This window comes from Streptomyces sp. NPDC107765 (assembly GCF_055657085.1).
This window is the reverse complement of record NZ_JBVKBL010000004.1, coordinates 45,989-72,008: the sequence shown is the minus strand read 5'-3', so window position 1 is coordinate 72,008 and position 26,020 is coordinate 45,989. Positions and strand designations below refer to the sequence as shown.

General features: G+C 72.3%; 18 protein-coding genes and 3 tRNA genes. 17 read left to right on the top strand and 4 right to left on the bottom strand.

All coding sequences use genetic code 11. The annotated features are described in order from the left end of the window. Positions 1–10 precede the first annotated feature (10 nt). Entirely contained in the window at positions 11–1,660 is a 1,650-nt protein-coding gene (locus ACZ7MX_RS11945; RefSeq protein WP_472131435.1) for a long-chain fatty acid--CoA ligase, read from the top strand. 48 nt (positions 1,661–1,708) lie between these two features. On the opposite strand, the gene ACZ7MX_RS11940 is transcribed toward ACZ7MX_RS11945, so the two are convergent. Both ACZ7MX_RS11940 and ACZ7MX_RS11935 read right to left on the bottom strand, forming a co-directional pair. Next, positions 1,709–5,770 (bottom strand): PAS domain-containing protein, encoded by a 4,062-nt coding sequence (locus tag ACZ7MX_RS11940; protein ID WP_472131434.1) that lies wholly within the window; start codon positions 5,768–5,770, stop codon positions 1,709–1,711. Between the two features lie 192 nt (positions 5,771–5,962). Further along, a complete protein-coding gene (locus ACZ7MX_RS11935; protein WP_472131433.1) occupies positions 5,963–6,706 on the bottom strand; it encodes an SSI family serine proteinase inhibitor in 744 nt (247 codons plus the stop codon). A 240-nt stretch (positions 6,707–6,946) separates the two neighbouring features. Here ACZ7MX_RS11935 and ACZ7MX_RS11930 point away from each other — a divergent pair. From ACZ7MX_RS11930 to ACZ7MX_RS11905, 6 genes are all read left to right on the top strand, one after another. Then, positions 6,947–7,037: transfer RNA gene (locus ACZ7MX_RS11930), tRNA-Ser, on the top strand. Between the two features lie 431 nt (positions 7,038–7,468). Then, positions 7,469–7,541, top strand: a tRNA-Arg gene (locus ACZ7MX_RS11925). 481 nt (positions 7,542–8,022) lie between these two features. Continuing rightward, the gene (locus ACZ7MX_RS11920) at positions 8,023–8,415 is read left to right on the top strand and encodes a helix-turn-helix domain-containing protein (protein ID WP_472131432.1); all 393 of its coding nucleotides are present in this window, start codon (positions 8,023–8,025) and stop codon (positions 8,413–8,415) included. Positions 8,416–8,513: 98 nt separating this feature from the next. After that, on the top strand, positions 8,514–8,924 hold the full coding sequence (locus ACZ7MX_RS11915; RefSeq protein WP_472131431.1) for a VOC family protein: 411 nt from the start codon (positions 8,514–8,516) through the stop codon (positions 8,922–8,924). Between the two features lie 424 nt (positions 8,925–9,348). Further along, positions 9,349–9,573: a cold-shock protein gene (locus ACZ7MX_RS11910; protein WP_472131430.1), complete on the top strand. Its 225-nt coding sequence runs from the start codon at positions 9,349–9,351 to the stop codon at positions 9,571–9,573. A gap of 117 nt (positions 9,574–9,690) precedes the next feature. Then, positions 9,691–9,764: transfer RNA gene (locus tag ACZ7MX_RS11905), tRNA-Met, on the top strand. Between the two features lie 144 nt (positions 9,765–9,908). Here the strand turns inward: ACZ7MX_RS11905 and ACZ7MX_RS11900 are convergent. Further along, positions 9,909–10,703 (bottom strand): NAD(P)H-dependent oxidoreductase, encoded by a 795-nt coding sequence (locus tag ACZ7MX_RS11900; protein ID WP_472131429.1) that lies wholly within the window; start codon positions 10,701–10,703, stop codon positions 9,909–9,911. A 258-nt stretch (positions 10,704–10,961) separates the two neighbouring features. Between ACZ7MX_RS11900 and ACZ7MX_RS11895 the strand changes: the two genes are divergently transcribed. The 3 genes from ACZ7MX_RS11895 to ACZ7MX_RS11885 all read left to right on the top strand — a co-directional run bounded on the left by ACZ7MX_RS11895 (position 10,962) and on the right by ACZ7MX_RS11885 (position 14,861). Continuing rightward, a complete protein-coding gene (locus ACZ7MX_RS11895; RefSeq protein ID WP_472131790.1) occupies positions 10,962–12,014 on the top strand; it encodes a GlxA family transcriptional regulator in 1,053 nt (350 codons plus the stop codon). A 579-nt stretch (positions 12,015–12,593) separates the two neighbouring features. Further along, complete coding sequence (locus ACZ7MX_RS11890; protein WP_472131428.1) at positions 12,594–13,550, top strand: DUF2797 domain-containing protein; 957 nt, start codon at positions 12,594–12,596, stop codon at positions 13,548–13,550. A 411-nt stretch (positions 13,551–13,961) separates the two neighbouring features. Beyond that, the gene (locus ACZ7MX_RS11885) at positions 13,962–14,861 is read left to right on the top strand and encodes an amidohydrolase family protein (RefSeq protein WP_472131427.1); all 900 of its coding nucleotides are present in this window, start codon (positions 13,962–13,964) and stop codon (positions 14,859–14,861) included. A gap of 170 nt (positions 14,862–15,031) precedes the next feature. Here the strand turns inward: ACZ7MX_RS11885 and ACZ7MX_RS11880 are convergent, their stop codons facing one another. After that, positions 15,032–15,670, bottom strand: coding sequence for an NADPH-dependent FMN reductase (locus ACZ7MX_RS11880; RefSeq protein ID WP_472131426.1), 639 nt, complete (start codon positions 15,668–15,670; stop codon positions 15,032–15,034). Positions 15,671–16,077: 407 nt separating this feature from the next. On the opposite strand from ACZ7MX_RS11880, the gene ACZ7MX_RS11875 reads away from it, so the two are divergent. The 7 genes from ACZ7MX_RS11875 to ACZ7MX_RS11845 all read left to right on the top strand — a co-directional run bounded on the left by ACZ7MX_RS11875 (position 16,078) and on the right by ACZ7MX_RS11845 (position 25,787). Beyond that, complete coding sequence (locus ACZ7MX_RS11875) at positions 16,078–16,779, top strand: response regulator transcription factor (RefSeq protein ID WP_030415880.1); 702 nt, start codon at positions 16,078–16,080, stop codon at positions 16,777–16,779. Positions 16,780–17,266: 487 nt separating this feature from the next. Next, positions 17,267–18,889: a sensor histidine kinase gene (locus ACZ7MX_RS11870; RefSeq protein WP_472131425.1), complete on the top strand. Its 1,623-nt coding sequence runs from the start codon at positions 17,267–17,269 to the stop codon at positions 18,887–18,889. Between the two features lie 229 nt (positions 18,890–19,118). Next, a complete protein-coding gene (locus tag ACZ7MX_RS11865) occupies positions 19,119–20,522 on the top strand; it encodes a bifunctional glycosyltransferase family 2/GtrA family protein (RefSeq protein WP_472131424.1) in 1,404 nt (467 codons plus the stop codon). Continuing rightward, entirely contained in the window at positions 20,519–22,948 is a 2,430-nt protein-coding gene (locus ACZ7MX_RS11860) for an ArnT family glycosyltransferase (RefSeq protein WP_472131423.1), read from the top strand. The genes ACZ7MX_RS11865 and ACZ7MX_RS11860 overlap by 4 nt, the downstream gene beginning before the upstream one ends. Before the next feature lie 180 nt (positions 22,949–23,128). Next, positions 23,129–24,748 carry an MFS transporter gene (locus ACZ7MX_RS11855; RefSeq protein WP_472131422.1) on the top strand — a complete coding sequence of 540 codons (1,620 nt, stop codon included), beginning with the start codon at positions 23,129–23,131 and terminating at the stop codon, positions 24,746–24,748. Positions 24,749–24,804: 56 nt separating this feature from the next. Beyond that, entirely contained in the window at positions 24,805–24,978 is a 174-nt protein-coding gene (locus ACZ7MX_RS11850; RefSeq protein ID WP_472131421.1) for a hypothetical protein, read from the top strand. Positions 24,979–24,998: 20 nt separating this feature from the next. Next, on the top strand, positions 24,999–25,787 hold the full coding sequence (locus ACZ7MX_RS11845; RefSeq protein WP_472131420.1) for a TetR/AcrR family transcriptional regulator: 789 nt from the start codon (positions 24,999–25,001) through the stop codon (positions 25,785–25,787). Positions 25,788–26,020: the final 233 nt, after the last annotated feature.

The window sequence follows — 26,020 nt, the reverse complement described above, 5'->3', positions numbered from 1 at the left end:
GAGGCCCCTGGTGTACAGCACGATGCAGGACGTACCGCTGCTGATCTCACGGATTCTGACCCACGGATCCACGGTCCACGGTCGGTCCCAGGTGACCACCTGGACGGGCGGCGAGCCGCACCGCCGCAGCTTCGCCGAGATCGGCCGCCGGGCCGCCCAGCTGGCCCACGCGCTGCGCGACGAGCTGTCCGTGGCCGACGAGGACCGGGTCGGCACCCTGATGTGGAACAACGCCGAACACATGGAGGCGTACCTCGCCATCCCCTCCATGGGAGCGGTGCTGCACACCCTCAACCTGCGGCTGCCCGCCGAGCAGCTGGTGTGGATCATCAACCACGCCGAGGACCGGGTCGTCCTCGTCAACGGCAGCCTGCTGCCGCTGCTCGCCCCGCTGCTGCCCCAGCTGGAGACGCTCCGGCACATCGTGGTCGTTGGCCCCGGCGACCGGTCCGTCCTGGACGGCGCGCGGGCCCGGGTGCACGACTACGAGGAGCTCATCGCCGACCGCCCGGAGACGTACGACTGGCCGGAACTCGACGAACGGGACGCCGCGGCCCTCTGTTACACCTCCGGCACCACCGGCGACCCCAAGGGCGTGCTCTACAGCCACCGTTCGCTCTACCTGCACTCGCTCCAGGTCAACACCGCCGAGGCGTTCGCGCTCTCGTCGCGCGACATCACGCTGCCCGTCGTGCCGATGTTCCACGTCAACGCCTGGGGCCTGCCGCACGCCGCCTTCATGGCCGGCGCCTCGCTGCTGATGCCGGACCGCTTCCTGCAGCCCGCCCCGCTCGCCGAGATGATCGAGACCGTACGGCCCACCATCGGCGCCGCGGTCCCCACCATCTGGCAGGGGCTGCTTGCCGAACTGGACGCGACCAAAAGGGATGTGGCGTGCCTGCGGACCGTCGTCATCGGCGGCTCCGCCTGCCCGCCCGCCCTGATGCGCGGCTTCGAGGAGCGGCACGGCATCCGCGTCGTCCACGCCTGGGGCATGACCGAGACCTCGCCACTGGGCTCCGTCTCGCACCCGCCGGCCGGGGTGAGCGGCGAGGAGGAGTGGGCCTACCGCGCCACCCAGGGCCGCTTCCCCGCCTCCGTCGAGGCCCGGCTGATCGGTCCGGACGGCGCGCAGCTGCCGCACGACGGCACCGCGGCGGGCGAGCTGGAGGTCCGCGGCCCGTGGATCGCCGGCGCCTACTACGGCGGCGCCCAGGGCGAACCGCTGCGCCCCGACGACAAGTTCAGCCCCGACGGCTGGCTGCGCACCGGTGACGTCGGCACCCTCACCCCGGACGGCTATCTGACCCTGACCGACCGCGCCAAGGACGTCATCAAGTCCGGCGGCGAATGGATCTCCTCGGTCGAGCTGGAGAACCACCTGATGGCGCACCCGGACGTCACGGAGGCCGCGGTGGTCGCCGTACCGGACGACAAGTGGGGCGAGCGGCCGCTGGCCACCGTCGTCCTGAACCAGGGCGCCACCATCGGCTACGAGGACCTCAAGGCGTTCCTCGGCGAGCGGATCGCCCGCTGGCAGCTGCCGGAGCGCTGGGCGGTGATCCCGGTGGTGCCCAAGACCAGCGTGGGCAAGTTCGACAAGAAGGTGCTGCGGCGGCAGTACGCGGACGGCGAGCTGGACGTGACGCTGCTGGCCTGACCGGCCCCACCGGGCGCCCGACGACCGGGCGCCCGGTACCGCCGGCTGCTAGTTGGTACCGATCTTGGCCAGCAGATCGACGATCCGGGACTGCACCTCGGCGCTCGTCGAACGCTCCGCCAGGAAGAGCACCGTCTCACCGGCCGCCAACCGCGGCAGCTGCGCCGGATCGAGGTCGGCGGAGGTGTAGACGACCAGCGGGGTGTGGTCGAGCAGCCCGTTCGCGCGCAGCCAGTCGACGATCCCGGCCCGCCGGCGACGCACCTGCATCAGGTCCATCACGACGAGGTTCGGGCGCATCTGCGTCGCCAGGGTCACCGCGTCGGTGTCCGCGTTCGCCCGCGCCACCTGCATCCCGCGCCGCTCCAGCGACGTGATCAGCGCCCCGGCGATGGCGTCGTGCTGCTCGATCAGCAGCACCCGCGGCGGGTGGTTCTCGCCGTCCCGCGGCGCCAGCGCCTTGAGCAGCACCGCCGGGTCCGCCCCGTAGGCGGCGTCCCGGGTCGCCTGCCCCAGACCGGCGGTCACCAGCACCGGCACCTGGGCCGCGCCCGCCGCCTGCCGCAGCGACTGCAGCGCGGTACGGGTGATCGGCCCGGTCAGCGGGTCGACGAAGAGCGCCGCGGGGTACGCCGCGATCTGCGCGTCGACCTCCTCACGGGAGTTGACGATCACCGGGCGGTAGCCGCGGTCGCTGAGCGCCTGCTGGGTCGCGACGTCCGGCGCCGGCCAGACCAGCAGCCGGCGCGGATTGTCCAGCGGCTCCGGCGGCAGCTCGTCGTCCATCGGCATGGGCTGACGGTCCATCACCTCTATGGCACCGTTCGGCCCGTCCAGCGGCTCGGGACCCTCGCTGCCCTCGTCGGGCGCGGAGATCGCGAAGGCCCGCCCCTCACTGGCGTCCATCAGATGCGGCTGCGGCTGCGCCGCGGGCGCCGCCCCGGGCTGACCGGCCGCCGGCACACGGTCCTGCGGCGCCGTCGGCTGCGGACCGGGACGCGGCCCGGCCCCGTCCGGTACCGGCCCGGCGGCCGCCGCGCGCTCACCGTCCTGCGGCGGCGCGGCGAGCTTACGGCGCCGGCCCGAACCCCCGGACGTACCACCGGGCGGGGTGCTGCCGGGCGGCAACGGCCGCTGCTGCCCGGCGATCTGCTGGGCGAACGGCACGCCCTGCCCGAGCGTGCGCACGCTGAACGCCCGGCCCTGGGCCGCCGCCTCGTCCTCGGAGCCCGGCGGGAGCGGCTGACGGTGCGGGTGACCGCCCGGCCCGCCCTGTGCCGGTACGGGAGCCGCGGGCGCCTCCTCGGCGGGGCTGGGGCGGCCACGACGGCGTCCGGTCGGTGCGGGGGGCACCTCGGGCCCGGCGGGCGCGTCCCCGCCCGGCACCGGCGCGATGGCGGGCGCCGGACCGGCCCCGCCCGGACCGGCCGGCTCGGCGGCAGCGTCGGACCCGGCGGGCTGCGCCACCAGCCCCTCCGGCCCGGCCACGAACGTCCCGGACGACTCGGAGTCGGCCATCGCGGCCGCCGCGCGCTCCTCGGCGGCCGCCCGGCGGGCCCGACGGCGCCCGGTCGGCTCGTCCCAATCGCCTTGGATCTCGGCCGAGTCGGCATTCCCGGCGGCGGCCTCCAGGGCGTACCCGGGCGGCCCGGCGGGCGGCGTGGCCTCCGGACCACCGGCCACCGGCCGACGCGCCCGGCGCCGGCCCGTACCGCCGGCCTCCTGCGGACCGGCCGCCTGCGCGGGCACCTGATCGGCGACCGCGGGCAGCGCGGGCAGCCCCGACGGCGCCGGCTGCGGGACCCGGTCCGCCGCGGCCGGCGGCAGCGCGAACGCCGTCCGCTGCCCGGCCTGCTGCGCGGCACCGGCGCCGGCCGGCGCCCGGCCCCGCTCGCCCTGCGCGGCGCGCTCCGGCGCCTCGGCCAGCGCCCGGCGGGCCCGCCGGCCGGCGGGCTGGACGGGACCCAGCCCCTGCGCCTGGGCGGGCGCCGGGGCCTGGCCCGGAATCTGCGGACGTGCGGGCACCGGGCCCGTCGACGGCCCGGCCGCGGCACCCGGCCCGGTGGCGGCCTCGCCCCGGTCCGGTCCGGCGGCCGGCACCTGCCCCGGCTGCCGGCCGGCGGACGGGTCTGCACCCGAGGGCAGCGCGGGCAGCCCGGCGCCCTCCGTGGCACCCTGCCGCGCCCGCCGGCGCCCCGTAGGAGGCACGGCCTCGGCACCCGCCATACCCGGCGGCAGCCCCGGGCCCTCGCCCTCGGCAGCCGCCGGCTCGCCCGGCACACCCTCGGGCGCGCCCTGCTCCCCAACGGGGCGCCGGGCCCGCCGGCGTCCGGTCGGCGACGCGCCACCGGCCTGCGCCGGCACCGCCGCACCCTGCTCCACACCGGCACCGAGGGACTCACCGGCCCCCTCGGTACCGCCGTCACCCACCGCGGGCCCCTGGCCCGTTACGCCCTCGTCCGCCGCGTCGACCTGTGTACCCCGGGCCCGCGCGGTCGGGACCGGCATCACCGTCGTCTCGTTGCCGGCCGGTACCTCCCCCGTCCCGGTCTCCGCGGCACCGTCCGCCGACGTCACGTCGTCGGCGCCGTCGATCCCCACCGGCAGTTCCAGCACGTAGGCGCTGCCGCCCGTACCGGGACCGCTGCCCGGCACCTCATGGGTTTGCAGCAGCCCGCCGTGCTGCCGCACGATCCCGCGGACCAGCGGCTCGTGCACCGGGTCACCGCCGCCGAACGGCCCGCGCACCTCGATCCGTACGACCTCGCCGCGCTTGGCCGCCGCCACCACGATCGTCGAGTCCCCGGGAATCGCGGCACGCCCGCCGGTCCCCATGGCGCCGTCACCGACCGGCATCCGCCCGGTCGAATCCACGCCCGCCACATCCGCGATCAGATGCGACAGCGCCTGCGCCACCCGCTCCGCGTCCACCACCGCCTCTATCGGCGGGGCATGCACCGCGAACTGCGCCCGGCCCGGCCCGATCAGCTCGATCGCGCCCTCCACGCCCGCGGCGACCACACCGTCCAGCGACACCTTCGCGCGGTTCAGCTTCTCCTTGCCGGCGTCCAGCCGCTGATAGCTCAGGACGTTGTCCACCAGCGTCGTCATCCGGGCGTGGCCGGCCGCGAGGTGGTGCAGGATCTGGTTCGCCTCCGGCCACAACTGGCCGGCCGGATCGGACGCCAGCGTGCCCAGCTCGCCCTTCAGCTCCTCCAGCGGACCGCGCAGCGCCTGCTCCAAGACGGCCAGCAGCTGGGCATGCCGGGCCGCCAGCGCGTCCAAGGCCCGCCGGTCGGTGAAGGTCATCACCGCGCCGACCAGCTGATCGCCGTCCCGCACCGGCGCCGTGGTCAGGTCCACGGCCACCGCACGCCCGTCCTTCGCCCACAGCACCTGCCCGCGGACCCGGTGCTTGCGCCCCGACTTGAGCGTGTCGGCCAGCGGCGTGTCCTCCCAAGGAAGCGGCGACCCGTCCGCCCGCGAGTGATGGACGAGCGGATGCAGTTCCTTCCCGCCCAGCTCACTCGCCCGGTACCCGAGGATCTGCGCCGCGGACGGGTTGACCAGGACAACCTTGCCCTCGGAATCGACCCCGACCACACCCTCGGCCGCGGCCCGCAGGATCATCTCGGTCTGCCGCTGCTGGCGGGCCAGCTCGGCCTCGGTGTCCAGCGTGCCGCTCAGGTCCCGTACGACGAGCATCAGCAGCTCGTCGCCGGTGTAGCCGTTGCGGTGATCGGCGTAGGCGGCCTCGAAGGCGGACTCGTACGGCGTCCGGCCGTCCTCGAGATTGGCGCTGGTCACCTCGACCAGCATCTCGGTGCCGTCCGTCCGCCGCGCGACCATCCGCGTCGGCTTCGTCCGCTGCCCCGCGACCTCCTCGTCCCGGCGCCGCATCGAGCCCGGGATCCGCTTGGAGTCGAAGTCCGGCAGCAGGTCCAGCAGACCGCGCCCGACCAGGGCCGTACCCGGCGCCTCGAAGGTCTCCAGCGCGATGGTGTTGGCGTTGACGACGGTGCCGTTGCAGTTGACGAGCAACAGCGCGTCGGGGAGGGCGTCGAGTATGGCTGCGAGGCGAGCAGCGCCTCGGGATGGCCTGCTGCTCACGAGACGCTTCCCTCCTGTTACCGCACCGTGCCGGGCCCGCCGCGGCGGACCGTCGGGATGGAGTCTACGGGCACTCGCGCGCGACGCGGAGGCGGATGACGGGGAGGTTATGCCGCGGCGCCGTGCGACTCGCCGCACGCCCGACATGTGCCCCTCGTCCTGACCTGGGACGCTACTGCGGCACGAAACGGGTCACGAACTGGTCGCCGGGAGCAGAGGTTCGAAGCGGCTCCAGCGTTCGATCTCACACCCGTTGGTGCGCCGGAAGTCCGCGTTGACGGGCCGCCCCGCCCACGTTCCGGTGACATGCGCGGTCGCCGGTCCGCCGTAGATCATCGTGCACTGCGCGTGCTGCGGCACCGGCGCGAACGGGTCCTTCCCCCACCGCGTCATGGAGTCGAGCTTGGCGCACGCCCGCCGCACATGGTGGTGCGTGCCGTGCGCAGGGTGGCAATACAGCTCGAAGGTCCCGTCCGTATGCGCCGACCCGGACCGGCGGACGGTAACGGTGAGGTGATCCCGCGGCGCCCCCTGGGCCCCACGCCGGTCCGCCGCGACGGGCTGGGCGGTGTGAGGGGTGGCGTGGTGGCCGCCGGGCTGGGCGGTGCGGTGGGTGGCGTGGTGGGCGACCTGGCGGTCATCGGGGGAGGCCAGCTGCTCCCGATGCGCATTCCGCCCCATGACCAGATCAGGCCCGATCAGCGCCCCCGCTCCACCGGTACGCCGCTCCTCCCCACCCCCATGGCCGTTCCCGCTCCCCTCGGGGCCGTGGTGGCCCGCGCCCGTCACGCCGCCGCCGGACCGGTGGTGGGGGAGCGGGATCGGGGCGGCCGACGCGACGGGCGCCACCAGGGCCAGCACGGCGGTGGCTGCGGTGACGGCGGTGACGACGGTGGCAGCGGCGGCGAAGGGGGACGACGTCCGGCGGTGCGACATCACAGGCTCCAGAGAGGCGAGTGCGGGGCGGTACGCGGTACGTACACGCCGGGGGCGCACGACACAGCGATCGCCACGGCCCCACACTCCTAACGCGCCGCCGCCCCCGACGTTGCGCCGCAGGAACGTCTTTGCCGGGTGGCCCGCGCGCCTAGTACCGTAGGGGGCGATTGGTGACAGCCCTCGGAGCTGTGCCATCATCGACACACACCACAGCGCGCCTGCGCGCGTGGGGTGCGTGGAGGCGTCGCCTAGTCCGGTCTATGGCGCCGCACTGCTAATGCGGTTTCGGGTTTACCCCCGATCGAGGGTTCAAATCCCTCCGCCTCCGCTCGTCTCCGTCCAGGCCCCGGTCACCCCGACCGGGGCCTGAACGCTTTCCGGCGCTGATCTCCCCGGACGCTTCCCTGATCCCTGGGCCTGGCTTTCCCCGAAACCTTTCCCGGATCTTCCCCCGGAGCCTCCCCGGGATCTCCCTCCCCCGGTCTTTGACGGGCGTTCTCCCCAGTGGCCCCCGTCACACCCGAACATCGAGCCCACCCGTCCAGTCCGTCCAAGCCCGGCTCCGAAGAGGGTTCCCCCCACCCGAACTTCACTCGGATCGCCGACCGCCGTCCCGGCTCCGCCTCACCCCCACCCCCGCCCACAAACGCATTTCCGCAGGTCAGAGGGGGTGAGAGGAATGGATTTCGCCTGACGCCGCAGGTCATGTAATGTTGTTCCCGCAACGCCGACCGGCAAGAAAAACCGCCGGAAAGCCAAGCGCTCGTAGCTTAACGGATAGAGCATCTGACTACGGATCAGAAGGTTGCAGGTTCGAATCCTGCCGAGCGCACAGCAGGCCAGAGGCCCCGTTCGATAGCGAACGGGGCCTCTGGCGTTGGCGGTGACGGTAGTGGTTGACGGCAACCGCCTCAGAGGGCTGATGCGGAGTGGATCAGATGGCCACTGGGACGCCGGCCGCGCCACCGTCATCGTCCCGTCGGCTGCCGTCACCACTCGGCGCACCCCGACGCGGTCGAAGGCGGAGCGCTGGGAGTCGTGCCGCACGGAGGTGTGGAGGTCCATGGGCGCGCGGATCGAGCTGGGGGGGGCAGGACTTCCGTGATCACGGGGCGACGGTCAGCAACTCCCCGCCGACCCGCCGACCCGGCGAAGCGCCTGCCGGACGGTGACGACGCCTTCATGCAGGTCTACGTCCGGCCGGCGCAGGTCCAGCACCTCACCAAGGCCAGCACCTCACCAAACCAATAGGGGCGGCGGGAGCGGTCACGGCCCCGTCTTTCGGCGTAGCAGGGCTGTGGTGTGATGGCGCCGTGAGTCGTGCTGCCGAGGAGAGTAACCGTCGCATGCTTCGGGCGCGGGATGCGATGGACCGTGCCTATGCGCAGCCCTTGGACGTGGCGGCACTGGCGCGGATCGCCCATGTGTCGGAGGCGCACTTCTCGCGCGTCTTCCGGGCCACCTTCGGTGAGACGCCCCACCATTACCTGCAGCGCCGTCGGGTCGAACGCGCGATGTTCCTCCTGCGGGAGACCGATCGCCGGGTGACCGACATCAGCTTCGAGGTGGGCTTCAACAGTCCCGGGACCTTCAGTCGCACCTTCCATGACATCGTCGGCCGGTCACCGAGGGAGTACCGCAAGCAAGCGGCGGCCACGGGCGTGCCCACCTGCTTCACGATGGCGTGGGCGCGACCGAGCGCCTGACCCTTCGAGCCGGCCGCCGGCTCCCCGTGCGTGGAACGTCCGTCGACTGAGCAGTTTTGGATAAGTTTTCGTCCGGCGTGCTCAGTAGCGTGAGGGACATGTTCAACGCCATCACGCAATCGCAGATATACGTCCTGGACCAGGACGAAGCCCTCGACTTCTACGTCGGAAAGCTCGGCCTTGAGGTCACCGCCGACGTCGACATGGGCTTCATGCGCTGGCTGACCGTCAGCGTCCCCGGGCACCCCGAGCGCCAGATCCTGCTGGAGAAGCCCGGCGCGCCGGCGATGTCCGAGGAAACCGCCGAGCAGGTACGGGAACTGGTGACCAAGGGCGCGATGGGCGGCTGGCTCATCTTCACCACGGACGACTGCCGCAAGACCTACGAGACGCTGCTGGGCCGGGGCGTGGAGTTCACCGAGGAACCCACCGATCGTCCCTACGGAACCGATTGCGGCCTCCGCGACCCCTTCGGCAACCGCATTCGCTTCACCCAGCCGCGGGTCTGAGCAGCGTTCGATGGGTCGGGCGACTGCCCCATCGGACACCTCCTGGGCCGCGTTTCGCTCCTCCGGCAGTTCTGCCACGTCTTGCCTCACCGTTCGCGCCAAAAACGCCACCGGCGGTAGAGGGGTACGAGGGGGGACGAGAAGGTGAAACACCAGGCATCGGGCACGAGGCACCAGCCCGAGGGAAGCCAACCGGCTCAGCCTCTCTGTGGGTACGCCGGTCATCCTCCTCTGCCGTAACGCAATTGCGCTTGCTGGTTCTGCCAACAGTTGTTCAGGCGCCGGAGGTCCTTGGGTTGTTACAGGTTTCTCCACCTCGTCAAGGCGCCGGCTGCGCTCCGCTCCACCAGGTGCGCTTCCCCGGCTCCGCTGCGGGTGACGTTCCTGAACAGCCGGGGCAGACAGGGTCGGTAGAGTTTCGCCCATGGTGACCGCGATTGTCCGCGAGTGGAGCGACGAAGAAGGGTGGGGCGTCCTCGACTGCCCCGAGACACCTGGCGGCTGCTTCGGCCACTACTCCGACATCCAGGCGGCCGGCTTCCGCACGCTGGCGCCCGGCCAGCAGGTGGACCTCGTGTGGGAAGCCCCCGGCTTCAAGCAGGATGGATACGACTACCGTGCGGTGACCATCGTGCCTCGGTCTGCCTGACATCACGGGAGAGCCTTTGTGCCAGGGCTGGCCGGGCCGGGTGTGTGGCGGTGTGGTGGTCGGTGGGGGAAAGGATTAGGCGTGGGGGCGGGAGTCGCGTAGTGTTCGGGGAACCGACGCGGGGTGGAGCAGCTCGGTAGCTCGCTGGGCTCATAACCCAGAGGTCGCAGGTTCAAATCCTGTCCCCGCTACTGACGCCGCAGGACCGTGGATCTTTATCCACGGTCCTGCGGCTTTTTGCGTTCCTAGGTGTTTTTCGTTGCGGGGCTTTTTGTGTTCCGAGGCTTTGCGGTCGGGCGGTCGGGCGGTCGCGCGGTCTTGCGGTGGCAGGGGCGTCAGGGGTGGTGGGGTGGGGGCGGGGTTGTGTAGTGGGCGGAGGGGCCCGTGGGTGGGGTGGGGGTGAGGTGGGGGTGGAGGAGGAGGTTGTCGTCGTAGTCGCCGGTGTTCTGGTGGCGGAAGGCGAGGGGCTCCGTGGTGGGGAGGGTGCGCAGGCGCTCGCGTAGGCGGGTGGCGGCGGTTGCGTAGGCGGTGGGAGTGGTGCGGTCCGCGCCGGGGATCAGGAGGGGCGGGAGGACCGACATGCCGGCGTACCAGAGGGTGCCGTGCTGCAGGGGGAAGAGGAGATCGTTGAGGTCGCCGTTGACGCCGCGCGGGCCCAGGGTGGCGGCGCGGGCGCCGGCGGTGGTGATCACCATGGCGCGCTTGCCGGTGAGCCGGCCGTCGCCGTAGCGCAGCGGGCGCCCGGACTCCGGATCGGTGTGGCCGAAGGCGAAGCCCTTGATGAAGACGCGGTCGAACCAGCCCTTGAGGATGGCGGGCATGCCGTACCACCACAGGGGGAACTGGATGATCACCGTGTCTGCCCAGGTGACCTTCTCTTGTTCCGCGGTGATGTCCGGGGTCAAGTGGCCGTGGTGGTAGGCACGTTCGGAGGCCGGGCCGATGTGGAGGCGGTCGGCGGGGTCGTGGCCGTAGTCGGTGGCGTCGACCACCGGGTTCCATTTCATGGCGTACAGGTCGGAGACGCGGTACTCGTGGCCGTGGGCTTCGAGCGCGCGCAGGCCCTCGTCCTTGAGGGCGCTGCTCAGGGAGCGCGGGTCGGGGTGGGCGAACAGCCAGAGGATCTTCATGACTCCCACTGTCCGGACGGGTGGGCGTACGGACGAGTGGCCGGATGGCCATACTGTGCAAGGATCGGGCCATGGGGTGGGTGATGGGTCGAGCGTGGGTCGGTCCGGTGATTGGGTCGGCTGCGGGCCGGTGATGGGAATGGGCCGCGGGATTACGTCATGGGATTGGGCCGTGGGGCGTCGTGGGATGGGGCGGGGCGAGTGAGGGGTGGGGATGGGGTGCGGCGGCATCGGGTGGCGGTGCTGGTGCGGGACGGGATGCTGCCGATCGAGGTGGGCATCGTGCACCGGATCTTCGGCGAGGCCCGTTCGGCGGACGGGGAGCGGCTCTACGAGCTGGTGACGTGTGCGCTGGAGCCGGGTGAGGTGCGGACGGACACGGATTTCACCGTGTGTGTGGCGCACGGGCCGGAGGCGCTTGCCGAGGCGGACACCGTGGTCGTGCCGGCCTCCGGGGCGGATTACGACCGGGCGGAGCTTACGGCCGGGCGGCTGAGCGCGGAACTGGCCGAGGCGCTGGAGCGGATCCGGCCCGGGACGCGGATCGCGTCGATCTGTACAGGCGCGTTCGTGCTCGCGGCGGCCGGGCTCCTGGACGGGCGGCGGGCGACCACGCACTGGCGGTCGGTGGACGACTTCCGCCGGCTGTTTCCGCACGTCGAACTGGACGCGGACGTGCTGTACACGGATGAGGGGGACGTGCTGACGGCGGCGGGGGTCGCGTCGGGGATCGACCTGTGTCTGCACATGGTCCGGTGTGACCACGGGGCGGCCGTCGCCAATGACGTGGCTCGGCGGACCGTCGTACCCCCGCACCGGGAGGGCGGCCAGGCGCAGTACATCCGGCGGCCGATGCCGGAGCCGCAGGTGTCCTCGACGGGCCGGGCGCGGGCCTGGGCGCTGGAACACCTGGACCGGCCGGTGACGCTGCGGGAGCTCGCGGCGTGCGAGGCGATGAGCGTGCGGACCTTCACCCGGCGGTTCCGGGAGGAGGTGGGGATCTCGCCGTTGCAGTGGCTGACCCAGCAACGGATCGAGCGGGCACGGCAGTTGCTGGAGGAGACGGAGCTGACGGTGGACCGGATCGCGGCGGAGGCCGGCTTCGGGACGGCGGCGTCGCTGCGGCAGCATCTGCAGTCGGCGCTGGGGGTGTCGCCGCGGGTGTACCGGAATACGTTTCGGGGGCCGGGGGTGGGGGCGGGGTCAGGGCCTGAGCCGGGGGTGGGCCCGGATTCGGCGCCGGAGGTGCCCCCGGGACCGGCGTTGGGGGCGAGGGCGGGCGGTCGGGGTGGAGGTGGGTTGGTGGCTTGAAGGGGGTGGGGAGCGGGGTGGGTGGCTGACTTCTTACGGCTGGTGGGGGCGGGGCCGGGGCGGGGTCGGGCGCCGGGGGTCGTGGCTCGTGGGGGGCGGGCCAGAGGCTGTGGCTCGCGAGGGTCGGGTTCGCGCGGGGTGCATGAGGCGGGCGCTTGTGCGGGAGGCGGCGCTCTGCGGGAAGCTGGCGCTCTGCGGGAGGCGGGCGTTGTCAGTGGCGAGTCGTACGCTGGCGAGGTGTGGTGGCGATGTACGGGACCGCGCTGGTCGGGCGGTGGTTCGGGGGTACGGCCGGGGGCGGGGCCAGGGCTGGGGCTGCGGCCGGGAGTGGGGTCCGGGCCGGGCGGAGCGGGGTCCAGGGCTGGGCCGGTGACTGGTGCGCTGACGGCCTCCGGAGCGCTGAGCGAGGCCGGTGGGGGGCTGGGGGAGCCTGACGGGCTGAGGGAGCCTGACGGGCTGACGAGGGCCGGTGTGGCGGCTCCGGCGGGGGCTGGGGCGGAGGGGGCCTCGGCGTGGTTCGGGCAGCGGCTGGGCTGGTATTGCGCCGAGCGGGACGAGGAGCGGGAGAGTCCGCTCCCCGTGGGGAAGAGGCTGGCCTTCGCGGCGCAGGGCGAGCGCCGTTGTCTGGGCGTGCGGCGGGCCGGCCGTTGGCTGCTGTGCCCGTATTCGGCGGTGCTGGACGGGGAGAGCGCCAAGGATCAGTGCGCGCGGTGCGCCCAGCTGGACCGGTCGCGGTCGGTGGCCGCGGACACCATGGCCGATGACCCGCGTCCGTACGCCGTCTACCTCGCGTACTTCGGGCCCGGTCTGCTCAAGGTGGGGATCACGGCCGCCGAGCGGGGGCCGGCGCGGTTGGTGGAGCAGGGGGCGGTGGCGTACGCATGGCTGGGCCGCGGTCCGCTGATGGCGGCGCGACGGGCCGAGGCGGTGTTGGGGAGTGCCCTGGGGATCCCGGACCGCTTCACGAAGGCGGCGAAGCGGGCGGCGCGGGGGGTGCTGCCGACGGTACCGGAGCGGTGCGCCGAGTTGGCTCAACTGCACGCGATGGCAAAGGCGTTGACTGGATGGCCGGAGACGCTGGAGCCGGTGGAGTTCGCGTGTACGGACCATACGGAGCTGTTCGGGCTCGACCGGGTACCGGCCGGTGCGGCGGTGTTGGGCGGGCTGACGGCGGGAGCGGAGATCGTGGGGGAGGTGCTGGCCGGGGTCGGGTCGGATGTGTATCTCCGGCTGGCGGGAGGGGATGCCCTCATCTCCTCGGGACCAGTGGGGCCCATGGGGTCAGGCGGGTCAGTGGGCCCAGTGGGCCCAGTGGGTGGGGTTGAGGGGCGGCGTTCCGGGGGTGCGGGTCAGGGGGCCGGTCAGGGTGCGTGGGCCGGTGGGTCGTGGCCGGTTGCGGTGATGGATGCGCGGTTGCTGTCGGGGTGGGTGCTGGGGGCGGCCACGGGGCGGGTGACGACCGTGCCGGTGTTGCCGGCCCGTACGGCGGTACCGGGGGCGCCGGAGCGGGGAGGGGAGCAGGAAGGTCTGTTCTGACCGTGGCGGACTGTTATGGCGCGCGGGTCTGTTCTGGCGCCCGGGTCTGTCCTGACCGTGCGGGTCTGTTCTGGGCGTGCGATGGGCGGTGCGCTTTTGCGGGGGCGGGTTCTTCTGGGTTCTTCAGGGTTCTTCGGGTTCTTTGGGCGCTCTCCTTGGTTCTCCTTGGTTCTCCTGGGTTCTTCCGAGTTGCTCTGCGGTGCGGAGTTCTTCTGAGGAGTGCTTCTGACGGTGCTTCTTGGGAGTCCCTCTGAGGCGCGGGGTTCCTCTGGCGTGCGGGGTTCTGCTGGGAGGGAGGGCTCGGCTGTGGCGCAGGGTTCTGCTGGGCCGGGCGCGCCTGCGAGGCTGGGAGCGGCCGGTGCCCGACGGGTGGCGGCCGTCGGTGTGGCGGAGGAACGAGGAGGGGTCGGGGTGGCGGACGGGGACGAGAGGGTGGGGGCGTTCTGGCGGGGGCTGGGCCTGCCGGGGCTGATCGACGTCCATACGCACTTCATGCCGGAGCGCGTGATGGCGAAGGTCTGGGCGTATTTCGACGCGGCCGGGCCGCTGGTGGGCCGGGAGTGGCCGATCACGTACCGCTTCGAGGAGGACCAGCGGCTGGCGGTGCTGCGCGGCTTCGGCGTACGAGCGTTCACGTCGATGATCTATCCGCACAAGCCGGGAATGGCGCAGTGGCTGAACGGCTGGGCGGCCGACTTCGCGGCCCGTACGCCGGATTGTCTGCGGACCGCGACGTTCTTCCCCGAGGACGGCGCGGAGGCGTATGTACGGGACGAACTCGCCGGCGGGGTACGCGTTTTCAAGGCGCATGTGCAGGTGGGGGCGTACGACCCGGCCGATGCCCGGCTCGATGCGGTGTGGGGGGCCGTCGCGGAGGCGGGGGTGCCGGTGGTCGTGCACTGCGGGTCGGGGCCCGCGGCGGGTAAGCACACCGGTCCGGAGCCGATCGCGCGGGTGCTGGCCCGGCATCCCCGGCTCCGGCTGATCATCGCGCACCTGGGGATGCCGGAGTACGCCGACTTCCTGGAGCTGGCCGAACGGTATCCCGGTGTGCACCTCGATACGACGATGGCCTTCACGGACTTCGCGGAACGGACCGCGCCGTTCCCACGGGCCGAGCGCCCCCGGCTGGCGGAGCTCGGTGAACGGGTCCTTTTCGGCAGCGACTTCCCCAACATCCCCTACGGGTACGCCCATGCACTGGAGGCGCTGGCCCGGTTGGGGATGGGGGAGGAGTGGTTGCGCGGTGTTTGTTACGGCAATGCGGCGCGGTTGTTCGGGGTGGGAGCGGGGGTGGAGAACGGGGGGTAGACCGACCGTGCGGGAGAACGGACCGGGGGGCCGGGGCGGGGAAGGTGGAGGAGACCGGGCGGGACCGTGGTTGGAGGCCGGAGCAGAGGCTGTGGTGTAGGCCGTGATGGAGACCGTGGTGGATCAGTGGGCTGACGGTGCGCTGGCGGTGTGCCAGGTAGCCCGGGGCGCTAGTGGGCTGCCGGCGTTTCCGTTGCGGCGGTGGCCAGGTGGGCCAGGGCCGCGGCCAGGTCGGTGAGGGTGGCCTCGTCCGAGACGCGTTCCGCCGCGGCGTCGATCTTCGGGCCGATCGCGGGGATTTCACGGCAGGCGGCCGTGATGACCTCGCCGGTCATCATGCGCAGGGTCTCCCGGAGTTGGGCGTTGGCGTAATCGCCGCCGGTGGGGAACGGGGACGCGGTGATCACCGCGACCGGCTTGTGGACCACCTCGCCGCTGCTGACCAGCCAGTCGAGTGCGTTCTTGAGGACGCCGGGGACTCCGTGCGCGTACTCCGGGCTGACGATGAGCAGGGCGTCGGCGGACGCGACGGCGGTGCGCAGGGCGGCGACGGCGGCGGGAGGAGTGGCGTCCTCTCCGTCCAGGTCGGGGTTGAAGTGCGGGAGGGCGCCGATGTCCGCGGTGGTGGCGGGGCCGTTCCACAGGGTGAGGGCGGAGTTCAGCACCGCGCCGTTGGAGGAACGGGCGCGCAGGCTGCCGGAGAGGGCGACGAGGGTCAGCGAGTCGCCCGGAAGGGAGGTGTGCGTGGGAGGGGCCGGCGGCAGAGGGTCGTGTGTCAACGGGCCGTGTATCAAAGGGTCGTGTGTCATGGGGGGACGGTACGCCGGGTGGTCCTGGGTGGGTGGGTGAGGTACCCGTTAAGAGGCAAAAGTGCTGGTCAGAGTGATTGTCAGTGGGGGGTGCCATGCTTGGGGCAGTGGTGATCGGCCTGGACCGCGCGGGGGGCGGCCCAGGCCGGTCACGGACCCGGTTGCGGACCGAGCATGGGCCCGGTCGTGGCCGGCGTCCGGGATTCTCAGGAGATTCACAGGAAGGAGCAAGGGAGCTCTCACGAGCGGGCATCAGGCTCACCGGCATGACCGTGACTTCGTCGTCTTCAGCGGCTCTTCATGCTTCGTCAGTTCCGGTTTCGTCGGTTCCGGTTACGGCGGTTCCGGCGGGTTCGGTTCCGGCGGGTTTTGCGTCCAGGAGAGTGCCCGGGAAGCAGCCGGAGTTGCTGCGGCCGGACGGCAGCCCGGTGCGGGTGCTGGTGGTCGACGACGAGTCCTCGCTCGCCGATCTGCTGTCGCTCGCGCTGCGGTACGAAGGCTGGGACATCCGTGCCGAAGGGGATGGCGCGGGGGCGCTGCGCTCCGCCCGTAGCTGGCGGCCGGATGCGGTGCTGCTGGACGTCATGCTGCCGGACATGGACGGGCTGACGCTGCTCGGACGGCTGCGGCGCGAACTGCCGGACGTGCCGGTGCTGTTCCTGACGGCCAAGGATGCGGTCGAGGACCGGATCGCCGGGCTTACGGCCGGCGGGGACGACTACGTCACCAAGCCGTTCAGCCTGGAGGAGGTGGTGGCCAGGCTGCGGGGCCTGCTGCGCCGGGCCGGGGCGGCGGCCGCCCGGAGCGAGTCGCGGCTGACGGTGGGCGATCTGGTGCTGGACGAGGACAGTCATGAGGTGTGGCGGGGTGGACAGGAAATCCACCTGACGGCCACGGAGTTCGAGTTGCTGCGGTATCTGATGCGCAATCCGCGGCGGGTGCTGAGCAAGACCCAGATCCTCGACCGGGTCTGGAGCTATGACTTCGGCGGCCAGGCCAATGTCGTGGAGCTGTACATCTCGTACCTGCGGCGGAAGATCGATGCGGGGCGGGCACCGATGATCCATACGCGGCGGGGTGCGGGCTATCTGATCAAGCCGGGCGGGTAGCGGAGCGGTGGCCGGTCCTACGGTGGTGCCTCTGCCTGAACCTACTCCTGGTCCGGGTTCTGTTCTCGATCCCGGTCCTGTTCCTGATCAGGTTGCCGGCCTCGGTCTCGGTCCTGTTCCCGCTCCCGATCCGGAGGCCGCGGCGACATCCCTTCCGGGGCCGGCGGCGGCGCCCGTTTCGGGTGCCGGATCCGCGCCTGCTTCCGGAGGCGCGCCCTCGCCCCTGGCCGGGTTCGCGCCTGCGCCCGTAACTGGAGGCGCGCCCTCGCCCGTAACCGGAGGTGCGTCCGTAACGGGAGGTGCGTCCGTAACGGGAGGCGTGTCTGGGCTCTCGTCCGCGGCCGGGGCCGTGTACTCGCCCGTTCTGCCACGCGAGCGGTCGGGCGTTTCTGGGCTCGCGTCCGGGCGTGGGGACGGGGGTGGGCGTACGTCCGCTGGCGGGCGGCGGACGGTCGGGCGGCGGTGGACGTTGCGGACGCGGCTGGTGGTGTCGGCGGTGGCTCTGATTGCCGTTGTGGGGTCGGTGATCGGGGTCGTCACCACCATTGCGTTGCACTCGTACCTCCAGGGGCAGTTGGACGAGAGGCTGGAGGGCAACGTGGGGCGGGCGATGATGCCGCGGCCGCACGACCCGATGCGGAACCAGACCCTCGACTTCGTCGCGATGGGCGACCAGCGCGTGGGCACGGTGGGGGCGCGGGTCGGGCCGGACGGTGCCCTCGACGTGGGGGCTCGGCTGAACAATTCGACCAGCCGGGACCCCTCGGAGCGGCTGGCGTGGCTGACCCGTGAGCAGGTCGCGGCGCTGGACCGCGTACCGCGGGACGGCCGCCCGCACACCGCCGAGCTGCCCGGGCTCGGCGACTACCGCGTGCAGTCCGCGAAGGACGGCTCACTCGTGGCCGGGCTGCCGCTCGGCGAGGTCCAGGACACGGTCGGCCGGCTGGTGCTCATCGAGACGTGTGTGACGGTCGCCGGGCTGGTCGCGGCGGGGATCGCCGGAGCGAGCATGGTGGGGATCGCGCTGCGGCCGCTGCGCCGGCTCGCCGCCACCGCCACCCGGGTTTCCGAACTACCGCTGCACCAGGGCGAGGTGGCGCTGCACGTCCGCGTACCGGCGGCGGAGGCGGATGCCCGGACCGAGGTGGGGCAGGTCGGGGCGGCGCTCAACCGGATGCTGGGACACGTCGGCTCGGCGCTGTCGGTGCGTCAGGAGAGCGAGATGCGGGTGCGGCGGTTCGTCGCCGACGCCAGCCATGAGCTGCGGACGCCGCTGGCGTCGATCCGGGGGTACGCCGAGCTGACCCGGCGCGGGGACGAGCGGCCCGGGCCGGTGACCCGGCACGCCCTGGGGAGGATCGAGTCCGAGGCGGAGCGGATGACGGGGCTGGTGGAGGACCTGTTGCTGCTCGCACGGCTCGATTCGGGGCGCCCGCTCTCGTACGAGAGCACTGATCTCTCGCCGCTGGTGGTGGACGCGGTGAGCGATGCCCGGGCGGCCGGGCCCGGGCACCGGTGGCGGCTGGAGCTGCCGGACGAGCCGGCGTGGGTCCACGGGGACGGCGGGCGGCTGCACCAGGTCCTGGTGAACCTGCTGGCCAACGCCCGGACGCACACACCGGAGGGGACGACGGTGACGGCCCGGGTGGTCCCGGCGGTTGGAGCGGCTGCGCCGCAGGGGAAGGTTCCGCAGGGGAACGTCCCGCAGGGGAACGTCCCGCAGGGGCAGGCGCCAGCGGGACAGGTCCCACCGGGGAACGTCCCACCAGGACAGCTCCCACCGGGTCAGGCTTCATCGGGGCAGGCGTCGCCGGGTGGTCAGGTCTCACCGGTTCGGGCCCTACAGGGGCGGGCCCGGCACGGCCAAGCTCCACAGTCCGCCGTCCGGCTCCAGGTGGAGGACGACGGGCCCGGCATTCCGGCCGACCTCCTGCCGCGGGTGTTCGAGCGGTTCACGCGTGGGGACGCCTCGCGCTCGCGGGCAGCCGGCAGCACCGGACTCGGGCTAGCGATCGTGCAGGCTGTGGTGGCCGCGCACGGCGGTACGGTCGGCGTCGAGAGCGCACCGGGGCGGACGGTCTTCACGGTGACGCTGCCGTCTTCACGGTGACGCTGCCGTCTTCACGGCGAAGCCGCCCGTCTTCTCTTCGCGGTGACGCCGACCCGTCTTTTCTTCGCGGTGACAGTGCCCCCCGTCTTCTCTTCGCGGTGGCGGTGCATCCGTCTTCGCGGTGACCCTGCCGGCGGGGTTACCCGTATCGCTCACCACCCAGCCACTCACAGCAAGGCCACAGGCTCACCACACGGCCGTGACAGGGCGGTTGGCGAGGGTCGGGGGCATGACGACGACACAGCCGCCCGACACACCATGGGGCTCCCTGCCACCTCGCGAGCATCTGTGCCTCGACCGGACCGCGACCGTGCTGGATGTGGTCATCCCCGTCTACAACGAGGAGGCGGATCTGGAGCGCTGCGTCCGGCGGCTGCACGAGCACCTCGCGCGGACCTTCCCGTACGGCTTCCGGATCACCATCGCGGACAACGCGAGCACCGACCGTACGCCCGAGGTCGCCGCACGGCTCGATGACGCGATCGACGAGGTCACGGCCGTACGGCTGGAACAGAAGGGGCGCGGACGGGCGCTGCGCACCGTGTGGTCGCTCTCCGAGGCGCCGGTGCTGGCCTATATGGACGTCGATCTGTCGACGGACCTCAATGCCCTGTTGCCGTTGGTGGCCCCGCTGATCTCCGGACACTCGGATCTGGCGATCGGTTCGCGGCTCAGCCGGAGCGCGCGGGTCGTTCGCGGACCGAAGCGGGAGTTCATCTCGCGAACGTACAACCTCATCCTGCGGGGTTCGCTCGCCGCTCGCTTCTCCGACGCGCAGTGCGGGTTCAAGGCCATACGGGGCGATGTCGCGGAGCGGCTGCTTCCGATGGTCGAGGACACCGGGTGGTTCTTCGACACCGAGATGCTGGTGCTCGCGGAGCGGGCCGGGCTGCGGATCCACGAGGTGCCGGTGGACTGGGTCGACGACCCGAACAGCACCGTGCACCTCGTACGCACGGCCGCCGACGACCTGAAGGGCGTCTGGCGGGTGGGACGGGCGCTGGCGACCGGGGCGCTGCCGCTGGACCGGCTGGCCCGGCCGTTCGGGGACGATCCGCGCGACCGGGAGCTGCCCGGGGTGCCGGGCGGGCTGGCCCGTCAGCTCGTCGGCTTCTGTGTCGTCGGCGGGCTCAGCACCCTGCTGTACCTCGGGCTCTACTCCCTCTGCCGGCTCGGTACCGGCGCCCAACCGGCCAATGCCGCCGCACTGTTGTTGTCCGCGATGGCCAATACGGCAGCCAACCGGCGGCTCACCTTCGGGGTGCGCGGGCGGGACCGGGCCGTCCGCCATCAGGCCCAGGGTCTGGTGGTCTTCGCCATCGGCCTGGTCCTGACCAGCGGGTCCCTGGCCGCGTTGGACGCGGCCAGCGGGCCGTCCTCGCACGGCACCGAACTGGCGGTGCTGGTGGCCGCCAACCTGGCGGCGACGGTGCTGCGGTTCCTGCTCTTCCGCGCCTGGGTGTTCCCGGACCGCGAGCGCCGGGACGCAGCGGAGGACGCAGTGGAGCACCCAGCGGAGGACGCCGCCGAGGACGCCCGCGAGGACGCCCGCGAGGACGCCCGCGGGGGCGCCCGAGGGGGCGCCCAACTGCACGACCACCAGAACCACGACTTTTCCAGGAGCACCCGATGAACCCGCCTCCGCATCCGGACCCCAATCCGGGCCCGCACCCACACCCGTATCCGTCCTCCCTTGGCACCCCGCCCCGGGAGCGCTGGGAGCGGCCCGCGCTGGTGGCATTGTTGCTGGTCACGGCCGTGCTCTATCTCTGGAGCCTGTCCGCCTCCGGCTACGCCAACCAGTTCTACTCGGCCGCCGTACAGGCCGGCAGCGAGAGCTGGAAGGCGTTCTTCTTCGGCTCGTCCGACGCCGCGAACTCGATCACCGTCGACAAACCGCCGGCCGCGCTCTGGCCGATGGCACTCTCCGTACGCCTCTTCGGCCTCAGCTCCTGGGCGATCCTGGTGCCCGAGGCGCTGATGGGCGTGGCGACCGTCGGTGTGCTGTACGCGGCCGTACGGCGGAGGTTCGGGGCGGGCGCGGGGCTGCTCGCCGGCGGGGCGCTGGCGGTGACTCCGGTGGCGGCGCTGATGTTCCGGTTCAACAACCCCGATGCGCTGCTGTGCCTGTTGATGGTGTGCGCGATCGCGGCCGTACTGCGTGCCCTTGCGGACGGTCGGACGAAGTGGCTGGTGCTGGCCGGGCTCTGCTTCGGCGCCGGGTTCCTCACCAAGACGCTGCAGGCGTGGCTGATCCTCCCGGCGCTCGCCGTGGTCTACGCCTGCTGCGCGCCGGTGGGCCTGCGCAAGCGGTTCGGTCAACTGCTGCTCGCCGGGCTGGCGATCGTGCTGTCCGGCGGCTGGTGGGTGGCGATCGTCGAGCTCTGGCCGGCGTCCTCGCGGCCGTACATCGGTGGCTCGCAGACCAACAGCTTCCTGGAGCTGACCTTCGGCTACAACGGCTTCGGGCGGATCAGCGGCAACGAGACCGGCAGTGTCGGCGGAGGCGGACGCGGCCCGGGCGGGGGCGGCGGCTGGGGCGAGACCGGCCTCACCCGGCTCTTCTCGTCCGACATGGGCGGGCAGATCTCCTGGCTGCTGCCGGCCGCGCTGATCCTGCTGGTGGTGGCGGTGGGGCTGCTGTGGCGGGCCCGGCGTACGGATGCCGGCGCCGTGCCCGCCGCGCCCGACCGGGGTGGCGTCGAACGGCCCGGGGCCGACCGGGCCGGGGCCGATCCGGCCGTCACTGCGACCTCTCCGGCCGTCACTGCGACATCTCTGGCCGGTGCCGCGAGCTCTCCAGGCGGTGCCGCGACCTCCCCGGTCGTCACCGTGACCTCCCCGGCCGGCCTCGCCGCTGAACAGGCCGGTCAGCGGGCCGAGTTCCTGGTGTGGGGCGGCGCGCTGCTGATGACCTTCACGACGTTCAGCTTCATGTCCGGGATCTTTCACCAGTACTACAACATCGCACTGGCCCCGTACATCGCGGCGCTCGTCGGTATGGGCGCGACCCTGCTGTGGCGGCGCGGCGGGCGGCTGGCGTCGGTCGTGCTGGCGCTGACGGTCGCGGTGACCGCGGGCTGGTCGTACGTCCTGCTGAACCGCTCGCCCGACTGGCTGCCGTGGCTGCGCTGGACGGTACTGGCGCTCGGGACGCTGGCTGCGGTGGGGCTTCTGCTGGACGTACGGAAGACGGCAGCGGTGGGCCAGGAGGTGGCTGCGGACCAGCAGGTGACCGCGGACCAGCAAGAGGCGGCGGGCCAGGAGGTGGCGGCGGCCCGGGTCCCCGCCATCCGGCGGCTCGGTGTCGTCGCCGCGGGGCTCGGGGTGGTGACGGCGCTGGCCGGGCCGGTCGCGTACACGCTCGACACCATCAATACGCCCAAGGGCGGTTCGATCATCACGGCCGGGCCCTCGGTGCGCGGCGGTATGGGCGGGCCGGGCGGTGGCTTCCCCGGAGGCCGGCACGGCATGTGGCGCGGCAACAACGGCGCTCTGCCGGGCGGCGGCGGGCTGCCGGGCGGCGCGCTGCCGGGCGGCGGCGCGCAGGCCGGAGCCGCCGGAGCGCCTGGAGGCCCCGGAACCGCCGCCGGTCGCCTACCCGGTATGCATGGCGTGCGCGGCGTGCGTGGCATACGCGGTATGCGTGGTGGCAGGGGCGGCGGAATGGGCGGCCTGCTCAACGGCAGCAAGGTGAGTGCCCGGGCCAAGGCCCTGCTGGAGAAGAACGCCGGCGACTACACCTGGGCCGCTGCGGCCATCGGCTCGCAGAACGCCGCCGGCTACCAGCTGGCCTCCCAGAAGCCGGTGATGGCGCTCGGCGGTTTCAACGGCAGTGACCCGTCGCCGACCCTCGCCCAGTTCAAGAAGTACGTCACGGAAGGGAAGATCCACTACTTCATCGCGGGCGGCCGGGACGGCTTCGGCGGACGTGGTGGCCGTGGTGGGCCGGGCGGCGGACAGGGTCACTCGTCCCGGATCAGCTCCTGGGTCGAGAAGACCTTCACGAAGGTCACGGTCGGCAGCGCCACCTTCTACGACCTGACGAAGAGGGCCTGACCAGTACGGACGCCGGTCGACCCCACTCGACCCCCCGCCCCCACTCGACCCCCCGCCCCCACTCGGCCCCCACCCCCACTCGGCCCCCACAGAGCCCCACTCGGCCGAAAACCAAATGTACGGCGTATAAGTACCCCTGTACGGTGTATGGCAACCGCTCGCACCGTACAGGGAGCCCGTATGCCGTCCCCCGTGGCGTCCGACGCCGCAACCACCACGCTCCACCCGCCGGGCCGGCATGCCGCCCGCTGGCTGATCCTGGCCGTCATCTGCGTCGCCCAGCTCACGGTCGTCCTCGACAACACCGTCCTGAACGTCGCCATCCCCTCCCTCACCGAGGAGCTGGGCGCGACCACCGCCGACGTCCAGTGGATGATCAACGCCTATTCGCTGGTCCAGTCGGGCCTGCTGCTCACCGCAGGCAATTCCGCCGACCGGTACGGCCGCAAGAAGATGCTCGCCGTCGGCCTGGTGCTGTTCGGCCTGGCCTCGCTCGGGGCCGCGCTCGCCCAGTCGCCCGGCCAGCTGATCGCGGCCCGGGCCGGTATGGGCGTCGGCGGTGCGCTGCTGGTCACCACCACGCTCGCGGTCGTGATGCAGATCTTCGACGACGAGGAGCGCCCCAAGGCGATCGGCATCTGGAGCTCGGTCAACTCCCTCGGCTTCGCCGCCGGCCCGCTGATCGGCGGTTCGCTGCTCGACCACTTCTGGTGGGGTTCGCTGTTCCTGGTCAACCTCCCCGTCGCCCTCATGGCGGTGGCGGCCGTCGTCACCCTCGTCCCCGAGTCCAAGAGCCGCGGCAGCGAGCTCTCCGACCCTCGAACGGCCGCGGGCGAGGGGACCCCCATGGACCTCCTCGGCGCCCTGCTCTCCATGATCGGTATGGGCGGGGTGGTCTTCGCGATCATCTCCGGGCCGCACGCCGGCTGGCTCTCCGGCCAGGTGCTGATCTCCGCCGCCATCGGGATCGCCGGCCTCGCCCTCTTCGCGGGATGGGAACTGCACACCCCCCACCCCATGCTGGACATGCACTTCTTCCGCAACCGCCGGTTCATCGGCGCGGTCTCCGGCGGCATCCTGGTCGCCTTCGGGATGGGCGGCTCGATGTTCCTGCTCACCCAGCACCTCCAACTGGTGCTCGGGTACGGTCCGTTGGACGCCGGATTGCGGATGGCGCCGCTCGCCGTCACCGTCATCCTGATCAACTTCACCGGCCTGGGCGCCCGTCTGATGCCGAAGTTCGGCACCCCCGGCATGATCATCACCGGTATGTCGCTGCTCGCCGCCGGACTCGCCGCCATAGCGGTGCTCGGCGGACACAGCTACGGCGGCATGCTCACCGGTCTCATCGTGATGGGCGTCGGCGTCGCGTTGGCCATGCCGACGATGGCCAACGCGATCATGTCCGCCATCCCGCCGGCCAAGGCGGGAGTGGGCGCCGGGGTCAACGGCACGCTGATGGAATTCGGCCAGGGCCTCGGCGTCGCCGTCCTCGGCGCGGTCCTCAACTCCCGCTTCACAGCGCTGCTCCCGCTGGCGGCCGCGGGCGCCGGCTCGCTCTCCGCGGCCCTCGCCCGTACGCACACCGCCGCCGGACGCACCGCCGTCCAGGACGCCTTCGCCTCCGGCATCGGCACCAGCCAGCTGGTCGGCGCGGCCGCGGTGTTCCTCGGCGGACTGCTCGCCGCCGTACTCCTGCGCCGGGCGGAACGCGCCGGCCATGAGCAGGGGACACCGGAGGCGTCCGAGGCACGAGAGGCGCAGGAGGCACAGGAGGCGCAGAAGGCGCAGGTGGGGTGAGGGGCGAGATCGGCGGCAACGGAAGCGGCCGCCGCTGCCGCGGAATAGCATCGACGGTGCAGAAGATCGTGGAACGCCGACGTGCCGGACGCAAGGGCCAACGTGCCGCCGCGCCGAACGTGCAGGCCAACGCGCCGAATGCGAAGGCCGTGCACGCCGACGTGCCGAATGCGAAGGCCGTGCACGCCGACGTGCCGAACCTGAATGCCGGGCAACACGTGAAAACGTGAAGAAGAAGAGGACGGACGCCATGACCGCCACCCACGGCCGTGCCGGTAAGCGGCCGCACAGCGTCTGGCTGACCGAGCGCCCCCCGCTCAAGCGCAAGGCGGAGCAGCCGGCCGGACTCGACCTCGACAAGATCGTCGGGGCGACCGTCCGGCTGCTGGACGACGAGGGGCTGGCGAGGTTCTCGATGCGCCGGCTCGCCGCCGAGCTCGGCGTCACCGCGATGTCCGTCTACTGGTACGTCGACACCAAGGACGATCTGCTGGAGCTGGCCGTCGACGCGGTGGCCGGCGAACTGCCCCTGCCCGACGAGTCGGAGCCGGGCGCCGACTGGCGCGAACAGCTCCGGGTCCTCGCCATCGGCTACCGCGACATGCTGCTGCGCCACCCCTGGGCGGCCCGGCTGCTGGGCGAGTTCATCAACATCGGCCCGCACTCGACGGCGTTCTCCAACGCCACGCTGCGGGTGATGGGACGCAGCGGCCTGGACGTCGAGCGCACGTCCGGCGCGCTGGCGTCGCTGTTCCACTTCGTCTACGGCTTCGCGACGATCCGGGCGACGCACGAGGCGCGGTGCCGGGCGGCGGGCATCAGCCTGGACGACTATTTCGAGCAGGTCATCTCGGCCATCTCGGGGCGCCCGGAGTTCGCCGAGACGATGGAGCTGTCCCTCCGTGCCGACCGCGTCCGTACGGGCCGGTCGGCCGTGGCCATGCTGGACCGGGACTTCGCCTTCGCGCTCGACCTGCAGATCGCGGGAATCGAGGCGATGCGGGGCGGGCCGCGGGGAGAGGAGCAGGCGAGGGGGTGATCGGGGCGGGGCCTCAGTCAGGGGGCCCGTACCGTTTTCCGATCCGGTGCGAGTCACCACCAAGGGCGGCTATCCCCAACGGGGATGCCGCCCTCCGCGTTGCCCTCCGCGTTGCCCTCCGCGTTGCCCTCCGCGTTGCCCTCCGCGTTGCCCTCCGCGTTGCCCTCCGCGTTGCCTCCGCGTTGCCCTCCGGGCGGAATTCAGCATTCCACAGCACACCCCAAAACCACTGG

What these genes read in the sequence shown, in the direction of transcription:
- ACZ7MX_RS11935 (WP_472131433.1), bottom strand. Translation starts at nt 6,706, where the DNA reads ATGTCGCACCGCCGGACGTCGTCCCCCTTCGCCGCCGCTGCCACCGTC.
- ACZ7MX_RS11900 (WP_472131429.1), bottom strand. Translation starts at nt 10,703, where the DNA reads ATGAAGATCCTCTGGCTGTTCGCCCACCCCGACCCGCGCTCCCTGAGC.
- ACZ7MX_RS11855 (WP_472131422.1), top strand. Translation starts at nt 23,129, where the DNA reads ATGCCGTCCCCCGTGGCGTCCGACGCCGCAACCACCACGCTCCACCCG.
- ACZ7MX_RS11860 (WP_472131423.1), top strand. Translation starts at nt 20,519, where the DNA reads ATGAACCCGCCTCCGCATCCGGACCCCAATCCGGGCCCGCACCCACAC.
- ACZ7MX_RS11845 (WP_472131420.1), top strand. Translation starts at nt 24,999, where the DNA reads ATGACCGCCACCCACGGCCGTGCCGGTAAGCGGCCGCACAGCGTCTGG.
- ACZ7MX_RS11865 (WP_472131424.1), top strand. Translation starts at nt 19,119, where the DNA reads ATGACGACGACACAGCCGCCCGACACACCATGGGGCTCCCTGCCACCT.
- ACZ7MX_RS11880 (WP_472131426.1), bottom strand. Translation starts at nt 15,670, where the DNA reads ATGACACACGACCCTTTGATACACGGCCCGTTGACACACGACCCTCTG.
- ACZ7MX_RS11915 (WP_472131431.1), top strand. Translation starts at nt 8,514, where the DNA reads ATGTTCAACGCCATCACGCAATCGCAGATATACGTCCTGGACCAGGAC.
- ACZ7MX_RS11895 (WP_472131790.1), top strand. Translation starts at nt 10,962, where the DNA reads ATGCTGCCGATCGAGGTGGGCATCGTGCACCGGATCTTCGGCGAGGCC.
- ACZ7MX_RS11910 (WP_472131430.1), top strand. Translation starts at nt 9,349, where the DNA reads ATGGTGACCGCGATTGTCCGCGAGTGGAGCGACGAAGAAGGGTGGGGC.